The following is a 7,860-nucleotide window of genomic DNA, read 5'->3' on the forward strand; positions in this document are numbered from 1 at the left end:
TTTACTCTTTTCCTCGTTGACTCAAAAGGAGCAGTTGGATGCGTGCATCACCCATCACCTTGCAGGACATCTACCTGGCCCGCCAGCGCATCGCACCCCACACCCGGCGGACGCCTCTGGTCTACAGCTCCGCGCTCTCCCAGGGAGAAAGCCAGATCTACCTCAAGCTGGAGACCGTCCAGCCCACCGGTTCGTTTAAGATTCGGGGCGCAGCCAACCGGCTCCTCCAGCCGGACGCGGCTGCCGGCGTGGTCACCGTCTCCACGGGCAACCACGGCCGTGCCGTGGCCCACATGGCCCGGCGGCTGGGGCTGCGCGCGGTGGTCTGCGTGCCGGAGCAAGTTCTGCCCCACAAGGTGGCGGCCATGCGGGAGCTGGGCGCGCAGGTGGTCGTCCACGGACAGAGCCAGGAGGAGGCCGAAGCCCACGCCGCGGATCTGGCCCAGGCTGAAGGGCTCACCCTGGTTTCGCCCTTCGATGACCCCTGGGTGATCGCCGGCCAGGGGACCATCGGCCTGGAGCTGCTGGAGGAGCTGCCCCAGGTGGACACGGCGGTCATCCCCCTGTCCGGCGGTGGGCTCTTGGGCGGGATCGCCCTGGCCCTGAAGGCGGCCAACCCGGCCATCCGGATGGTGGGCGTCTCCATGGAGCGGGGCCCGGTGATGGTCCGCAGCCTGGAAGCCGGCCACCCGGTGCAGTTGCCCGAGGAGCCCACCCTGGCCGACAGCCTCATGGGCGGCATCGGGCTGGAGAATCGCTACACCTTCCGGCTGGTGCAGGCCCTCATGGATGAGGTGGTGTTGCTTTCAGAACAGGAGATTGCCGACGCCATGGTTCACGGGCTGCGGGCAGAGCATCTGGTGGTGGAAGGGGGCGGCGCGGTGGCCATGGGCGCGGTGCTGCACCGGAAGATCGCCCGGCCCGGCCGGCACGTGGCCGTGGTGGTGAGCGGCGGCAACGTGGATCCGGATCTGTTGGGGCGCCTCCTGACGGGAGATCCCCGCTAGCCGCCCAGTTCCCCGATCTGCTGGGCGGCCAGGTCCCGCAGGTTGCCGGCGGGCACCAGTTCCAGGCACTTCTGGAAGTCGGCCAGGGCTTTGTCGATCTCGCCCCGGTTGCGGTAGACCAGCCCCCGGCCATAGTAGGCGATGGCGAAGTCCGGCACCAGCTCGATGGCCTTGTTCAGGTCCGCCAGGGCCTGGTCGCTCTCGCCCAGGTTGTTGTAGGCATTGCCCCGGTTGACGTAGGCGATGGCCAGGGTTGGATCCCGTTCGATGGCCGCGGTGAAGTCCTCGATGGCCTTCTGGTTTTCCCCCTGGGCAGCGTAGGTATTGCCCCGCATGAAGTAGGGCGCGGCCAGCTGAGGCTCCAGCTGGATGGCCTGGCTGTGGTCGGCCAGGGCCTCGTCGTAGCGGGCCAGCTCCCGGTAGAGGTTACCCCGGTTCAGGTAGGCGGGTGTCAGGGACGGCTCCAGTTGGATGGCCTGGGTGTAGTCGGCGATGGCTTCCTCTGTGCGGCCCAGGCGCTGGTACACGTTGGCCCGGCTCAGGTAGGCCGAGGCCAGCTCTGGATTCAGGGCGAGGACCTGGTCGTAGTCGGCCAGGGCGTTTTCATACTGGCCCTGGCTGCTATAGAGGTTGCCCCGCTCCAGGTAGGCCGTCACCAGCTCCGGGTTTCGCTGAATGGCCTGGGTGTAGTCGGCCAGGGCAGAGGCGGGCTCTTGCTGGGCGGCGTACACCCGGCCCCGGTTCACGTAGGCGATGGCCAGCTCCGGCTGCAGCTCAATAGCCCGGGTGTAGTCGGCCAGGGCTTCGTCCAGCATTCTCTGGTTCTGGTAGAGGTTGCCCCGGCCCAGGTAAGCGGCGGCCAGGGTGGGGTCCAGGGTGATGGCCTGGGTGAAGTCGGCGATGGCGGCCTCTTGATCGCCCAGGGCGCTGTAGGCGTTGGCCCGGCTCAGGTGATGGCCGGCATCTCCGGGGGCCAGCTCGATGGCCCGGGTGTAGTCGGCGATGGCCGCGGCCCAGTTTCCCTGTTCTTCGTAGAGGTGGGCCCGGCTGGTGTAGGCGTTGATCCAGTCGGGCTGGAGCTCGATGGCCCGGGTGTAGTCGGCCAGGGCCTGTTCCGCTTCACCCTGGGCGGCGTAGACGGCCGCCCGGCTGTAGTGCGCGGCGGCGTTGGTGGGCTCCAGCTCAATGGCCCGGGCATAGTCGGCCAGGGCCTGCTCGTAGGCGCCCTGGCTCCAGTGGAGGCCGGCCCGGCTGACGTAGGCGCCGGCGTTTTCCGGCTCCAGCTGGATGAGCCGGGTGTAGTCGGCGATGGCCTGCTCCACCTGCTTCAGGCCCTGGTAGGCCTGGGCCCGGCCGTTGTAGGCGCTGACCCGGTCTGGATCCAGTGCCAGGGCCTGGGTAAAGTCGGCCACGGCTTCAGTCCACTGTTGCGCGGCCAGGTGGGCGTTGCCTCGGCGCACGTAGCCGTTGACGTCCTCGGGGGCGGCGGCGATGGCGGCGCTGTAGTCGGCCAGGGCGGCGTCCAGGTCTCCCTGGGCTTCGTAGGCCTGGCCCCGGGCCAGGTAGGCGGCAGCCTGATCGGGATCCAGTTGCAGCGCGGCGGTGAAGTCCTGGATGGCTTCGGCCCACTGGCGGGTGGCCAGGTAGGCGTTGCCCCGCTGGAGGTAAGCGGCCAGGTTCTGGGGATCCAGCTCCAGCAGGCGGGTGTAGTCGGCGATGGCGTCCTGGTGGTCGCCCTGGTCTGCATAGATGCGCCCCCGGCTGGCGTAGGCGGTGGTGAGGGAGGGGTCCAGGGCCAGGGCGCGGCTGTAGTCGGCCAGGGCCAGCTCCAGGTTGCCCTGGTCCCGGTAGGCGTTGGCCCGGTTGACGTAGGCGTTGGCGTTGTCCGGTTCCAGGGTGATGATTTGCGTGTAGTCGTCGATGGCGGCGTCCAGCGCCTGCTGGCCGGCCAGCAGGCGGGCCCGACTCTCGTAGGCACCGGTCAGGGAGGGATCCAGGGCGATGGCCTGGTCGTAGTCGGCCCGGGCCAGTTCCGTCTGGCCCTGGGCAGCGTAGAGGTTCGCCCGGCTGAGGTAGGCGGCCGCGTTGCTTGGGTCGATGGTGATGATGGCGCTGTAGTCGGCCAGGGCGTCGTCCCAGTGTTCCAGTTTCTCGTGGAGGCGGGCCCGGCTGTTGTAGGCGTGGATGTGGGTGGGCGCCAGCTGGATGGCCTGGCTGTACTCGGCCAGGGCGCGGGCATCTTCCCCCAGCGTCTCAAAGATGCGGCCCCGTTCCACGTAGACGTTGGCGTCGTCCGGCTCCAGGGCGCCGGCCCGGGAGAGGTCAGCCAGGGCTCGTTCGTAGTCGCCCAGGGCGGCGTAGGCCAGCCCCCGGTTCAGGTAGGCCAGGGCCAGCTCTGGATCTTGCTCGGTGGCCTGGTCGTAGTCGGCGATGGCCCGCTCGTAGTCGCCCAGGGCGCTGTAGGCGTTGCCCCGACCCAGGTAGGCGGCAGCGAAGTGGGGATCCAGGGCCAGGACCTGGTCAAAGTCGGCGATGGCTTCGGGCAGCGCGCCCTGGTTGGCCCGCTGGATGGCCCGGCTGTAGTATTCGCTGGCACTTTGGGGGGGCGATTCTAGGGCCGTCTCCACCGGCCGGACCGGGGCGCAGGCTGTGAGCAGGCCCAGGGCAGCCAGGATGAGCGCCTGTATCAGGGCCTGCCGAATGGTGGATTTTGACATGGCTTCACTCCTTCCCGCCGTTCTTCGTCCGCTGGCCGTGGAGGGTCACCACCAGCCGGCGGGCGCCGCCCCGACGGCGATGCTCGCACAGGTAGATTCCCTGCCAGGTGCCCAGGTTTAGCCGGCCCCGGGTGATGGGAATGGAGAGGCTGGCGCCGATGAGCACGGCTTTGATGTGGGCCGGCATGTCGTCGGGCCCTTCGTAGGTGTGGGTGTAGTAGGCGGCGCCCTCCGGTACCAGTCGGTCGAAGTGGCTCTCCAGGTCCGCCCGCACTTCGGGCTCCACGTTTTCGTTGATGGCCAGGGAGGCCGATGTGTGCTGGATGAAAAAGTGGGCGATGCCCACCTGGAAGTCGGCCAGTTCGGGTAGCGCGCTCAGGACTTCCCCGGTGATCAGGTGGAAGCCCCGGGGCTTGGGCGTCAGGACGATTTCTTTTTGAATCCAGGCGGTCTCTGGGTTCATGGACAACTCCCCTGCAAAAAGGGCATTTTTAAACGCAAAGGCGCAAAGAAACGCAGGAGAACGTAACTCGAATCAGCGTTCATCTGCGTGGGTTAGCGTCCTCATTTGACCTTTGTGCAGTAGAGCCATGGACAACTCCAACGACAACCACAGATTTCACAGATGCACGCAGACACAGTAGGTCCGGTTTCCATACGTGACCGCTTGTCCGGTATGGAAAGCAGACAAGCGGCATCATGAGCGCCATTTCTCAAGACAATCCAACGATGGTAGCCCAATTAGATAGACGAAAACCGGGCCGGCAAAGTGCGGTGGATTTGGCTGTGCTGCGGTGTCCCAGGCGGCAGGGGAGAGGGCTGCCCGGCGGTCAGGTGGACGACCAGCGCAGCAAATACCAGCGAGAGGGCATGCGGTCCCCCTGCCCCTGGAGCATTTGGACCACGGTCAGGTGGGGGCCGAAGAGCGCCTGGACCTCGCCCGGGGCCATGCCCCGCACCGGCCCGTCTGTCCCCGCTTCTGCCGGGCGGTCGAAGGCGTAGAGGTGGTAGTAGCCGCCGGGGGCCAGGTTGTCCACCACGCCCTGGGCATAGGCCGGGCGCCGGTCCAGGGGCAGGCCATGGAGGCAGCCGATGTCCAGGATGTAGCAGGCGCCGGCCGCGTGCAGGGGCAGGCGGCTGACATCCGCCTGGACCAGTTGCAGCCGGGGAAGGAGGGCGGCCTGGCTGCGGCGAATCCGCTGGAGGGCCATGTTCAGGGCCCGGCCCGAGTAGTCGAAGCCCAGCACCCGCAACCCCTGACGGGCCAGGAACGCCACGTTGGTGCCGGTGCCGCAGCCCAGGTCCAGGGCCAGGCCTCCGTTGCCGGGGCCGTGCTCCTGCCAGAAGGCCACCACCTCCGGCGGGGTGATCCCCGTGTCCCACGGGCGGGGACCCTGCCGATAGCGTTCTTCCCAATGGGCGCGCAGTTCATCCATGATGGCATTCTGGTCGGTGCTGCTCATCCTCCGTACTCGTCGTAGTAATCGGCCAGGGCCGCCTCTACCACCTGGAGCGCGTGTTCACAGTCGTAGACCCGCTCTACCGTGAGCTGGGACTGCTCCCCGGGGACCATCTTGTAGGTGGCGAAGTAGTGGCGCAGCCGCTCTACGAGCACCTCCGGCAGGTCGGAGATGTCCCGGGCCTTGCCCCAGACGTTGTCGTTCTGGAGCACGGCGATGATCTTGTCGTCGGCTTCGCCGCCGTCGTTGACGTCCAGCCCGCCCACCACCCGCGCGGTGACGATCACCTCGGAGCGGTTGATGGGCCGCTCGCTGAGGACGCAGATGTCCAGGGGGTCGCCATCGCCCCGGTTAGCCGTGCTGGCCAGGGCCGCTACCCGGCGGTCGCAGTAGGTGCGGGGGATGAAGCCATACAGGGCGGGCGGCTGGGAGGAGCTGCGCTGGGGGCGGTCCACCCGCAGGTAGCCGGTGGTCTTGTCGATTTCATACTTGACCAGGTCGAAGGGTGTGATCTCGATATAGGCATGGACGATGGACGGCGGATTGGGGCCGGGCTCCAGGCCATGCCAGGGGTGGGGGCGCCAGCGGTAGAAGGGAGGCGGGAATTTCATGGTCTTGCCTGCTTTCTTGTAGACGACTGATGAACGGTGATTGGGTGACTTGGTCATTGGGTGATTGGGCTATGGCCGCAGGATCAGGGTGCCCCATTCGGTGGGGTTGTCGTGGGTGGTGCGACGGGGGGAGGCCGATGCCACCGTCTCCTGGGCCGGCTGGTCACCGTCGTTGTCGTTGATGCTGACATTGAAGCCGAAGCGACTGCCGCCGGCGGGGGGCGGGTCCCCCAGGCCGAAGACGTACCAGGGGATGAGCAGCTCCACCTGGTAGCCCTGGCCGGTGACGGCTACTGCGCCGGGGATCTCCAGGGGGCCTTCCTGGTCCAGGGGTAGCCAGCGATAGGCCCGGATCTGATCCAGCCCGGGGCCAAAGCTGACGCCGATCTGGTAGTCGTCGCCGTCGGCCTGGGGATTGCTAAAATCCGCCAACAGCTCCCGGTCCAGGTGGATCTCCAGCCCGTCGCCCTGCCACATATCTGTCCCCGCGGGGCCGCTGCGGTACTGGTCGTCGACCACCCGGACGCCCAGGTAGAGGCCCTGTTCCGACCAGGCCACCTGGAAAGTTCCGGCCAGATCCATGGGGCCGCCGTAGCGGTCGGCGCCGTGGACCACCGCGGTGATGGGAAACTGGGGGGTGGACCACTCGTTGAACTGGCCATCCAGCACCACCGCGGCCAGGGGGTCCGCGGGGAAGACCCCGTGGCCCGCGGGCCGGGCTATGGGGCGGGTGGCTTCTGGGGGCGCGGCCAGCGAGTTTTCGCCGGTTGCCTCTCGCCAGCGTCCGTCCACCGTGGCCACCAGTTCGATGGGCACCCAGTCCGGCGCGGTGGCGTGGTTGTAGAGCTGGTCGGCCGTGCAGGAGGGGACCGGCGAGCTGGCCAGGATGAAGCCCCCTTCAAAGTCCTGGATGGCGGCACAGAAGCCCTTTTCGGCCTCCACCGCCCACCCCAGGCCGGCAAAGACGTCGTCCCGCAGGCCCCAGATGTAGCCGAACCCGCGAATGGGCGCCTGGAGGCCCGGAGGCGGCGCGGCCCGCAGGGGAACTGTCCGCCCGTTCCAATGTTCGTCCACCGGCTGCCAGGAGCCGTCCTGGTAGAAGACATAGACCCGGTTGGTGTCGTTGCGCCACAGCATGCTGCCCCGTTCGAAGCGCTGCCAGGCCGCCCACTCCACGTGCAGGCCACTCCGGGGGCAGCCCAGCCGCTCCCGGGAATAGAGGGCAGCGAAGCGGGCTTCCACCGCCTCCCGACAGGTCACCGCGGTGGGCGTCACGGCCGGGGATGGAGTGGCGCTCTGGGTCGGGGAGACGCCCGGGGCCGTGGGCTGGGCGCTGGGGGACGGCGAGGTCAGGGCAGGGACGGTGGGGATGGCGGTGGCTGTGACCAGGGTTACCGTGCTGGCTGGGGCCGGCGAGGGGCCCAGGCGTCGGACAATTTGGGTGTAGGCCAGTCCCACCAGGCCGATGAAAAGCACCATGAAGGCGAACGCCAGAATCCAGAGCCAGAGACGCCGCCCTGAACCCCACCCCGTTTCCTCTTCTTCGTCGACAATTTCGAAATCATCGGGTCGGGACACGTGATTTTTCCGTGAATCTGGGGGGGACGCGTGGGGGCTGCCTGGTACATGGTGCGCGGTGCGTCACGCATCCCCGGTTTCTCCTGGCAGCTTCGGATTATAGGCCCTTTTGAGGTCGTCGTCAATTGGATCGGAGACGGCGAGGGCTGTCATCCGTGCGATCAGGTGCCATGGGGACGTAGGGCGGGTCTCCGGCCCGCCGTGGGTGGCCGGATCTGCGGGGTACCGGGGGGCGTGGGGGAAGGTTGGCGACAGCGGACGGGCACGGGGACCCCGTCGTAGGCGCAGCTCGTAGCTGCGCATCCGTCGCCCTCCCTTCACCCGCCTGGGTATGGCACCATCGGGCGGCCGAGGGCCGCCCCTACGGCAAGGGACGTCGCCCGCGTGGTTGGGAACAACGGGGACGTAGGGCGGGTCTCTGGCCCGCCGTGGGTGGCCGGATCTGCGGGGTACCGGGGGGCGTGGGGGAAGGTTGGCGACAGCGGGC

6 protein-coding genes are annotated in these 7,860 nt (G+C 68.0%); 1 reads left to right on the forward strand and 5 read right to left on the reverse strand.

Translation table 11 applies throughout. From position 1 onward, the window contains the following. Positions 1-38 precede the first annotated feature (38 nt). A complete protein-coding gene (gene eutB, locus FKZ61_RS19265; RefSeq protein WP_141611769.1) occupies positions 39-1,007 on the forward strand; it encodes a hydroxyectoine utilization dehydratase EutB in 969 nt (322 codons plus the stop codon). Here eutB and FKZ61_RS19270 read toward each other — a convergent pair. From FKZ61_RS19270 to FKZ61_RS19290, 5 genes are all read right to left on the reverse strand, one after another. Then, the gene (locus FKZ61_RS19270; protein WP_141611770.1) at positions 1,004-3,724 is read right to left on the reverse strand and encodes a tetratricopeptide repeat protein; all 2,721 of its coding nucleotides are present in this window, start codon (positions 3,722-3,724) and stop codon (positions 1,004-1,006) included. The two genes, eutB and FKZ61_RS19270, sit on opposite strands and share 4 nt — an antisense overlap. 4 nt (positions 3,725-3,728) lie before the next feature. Beyond that, positions 3,729-4,187 (reverse strand): secondary thiamine-phosphate synthase enzyme YjbQ, encoded by a 459-nt coding sequence (locus FKZ61_RS19275; protein WP_141611771.1) that lies wholly within the window; start codon positions 4,185-4,187, stop codon positions 3,729-3,731. Positions 4,188-4,554: 367 nt separating this feature from the next. After that, positions 4,555-5,187 (reverse strand): class I SAM-dependent methyltransferase, encoded by a 633-nt coding sequence (locus FKZ61_RS19280; RefSeq protein WP_141611772.1) that lies wholly within the window; start codon positions 5,185-5,187, stop codon positions 4,555-4,557. Continuing rightward, entirely contained in the window at positions 5,184-5,795 is a 612-nt protein-coding gene (locus FKZ61_RS19285; protein WP_141611773.1) for an inorganic pyrophosphatase, read from the reverse strand. The genes FKZ61_RS19280 and FKZ61_RS19285 overlap by 4 nt, the downstream gene beginning before the upstream one ends. 69 nt (positions 5,796-5,864) lie before the next feature. Further along, the gene (locus tag FKZ61_RS19290; RefSeq protein ID WP_141611774.1) at positions 5,865-7,373 is read right to left on the reverse strand and encodes a sugar-binding protein; all 1,509 of its coding nucleotides are present in this window, start codon (positions 7,371-7,373) and stop codon (positions 5,865-5,867) included. Between the last annotated feature and the right edge of the window lie 487 nt (positions 7,374-7,860).

This window comes from Litorilinea aerophila (assembly GCF_006569185.2).
GTDB classification, from domain to species: Bacteria; Chloroflexota; Anaerolineae; order Caldilineales; family Caldilineaceae; genus Litorilinea; species Litorilinea aerophila.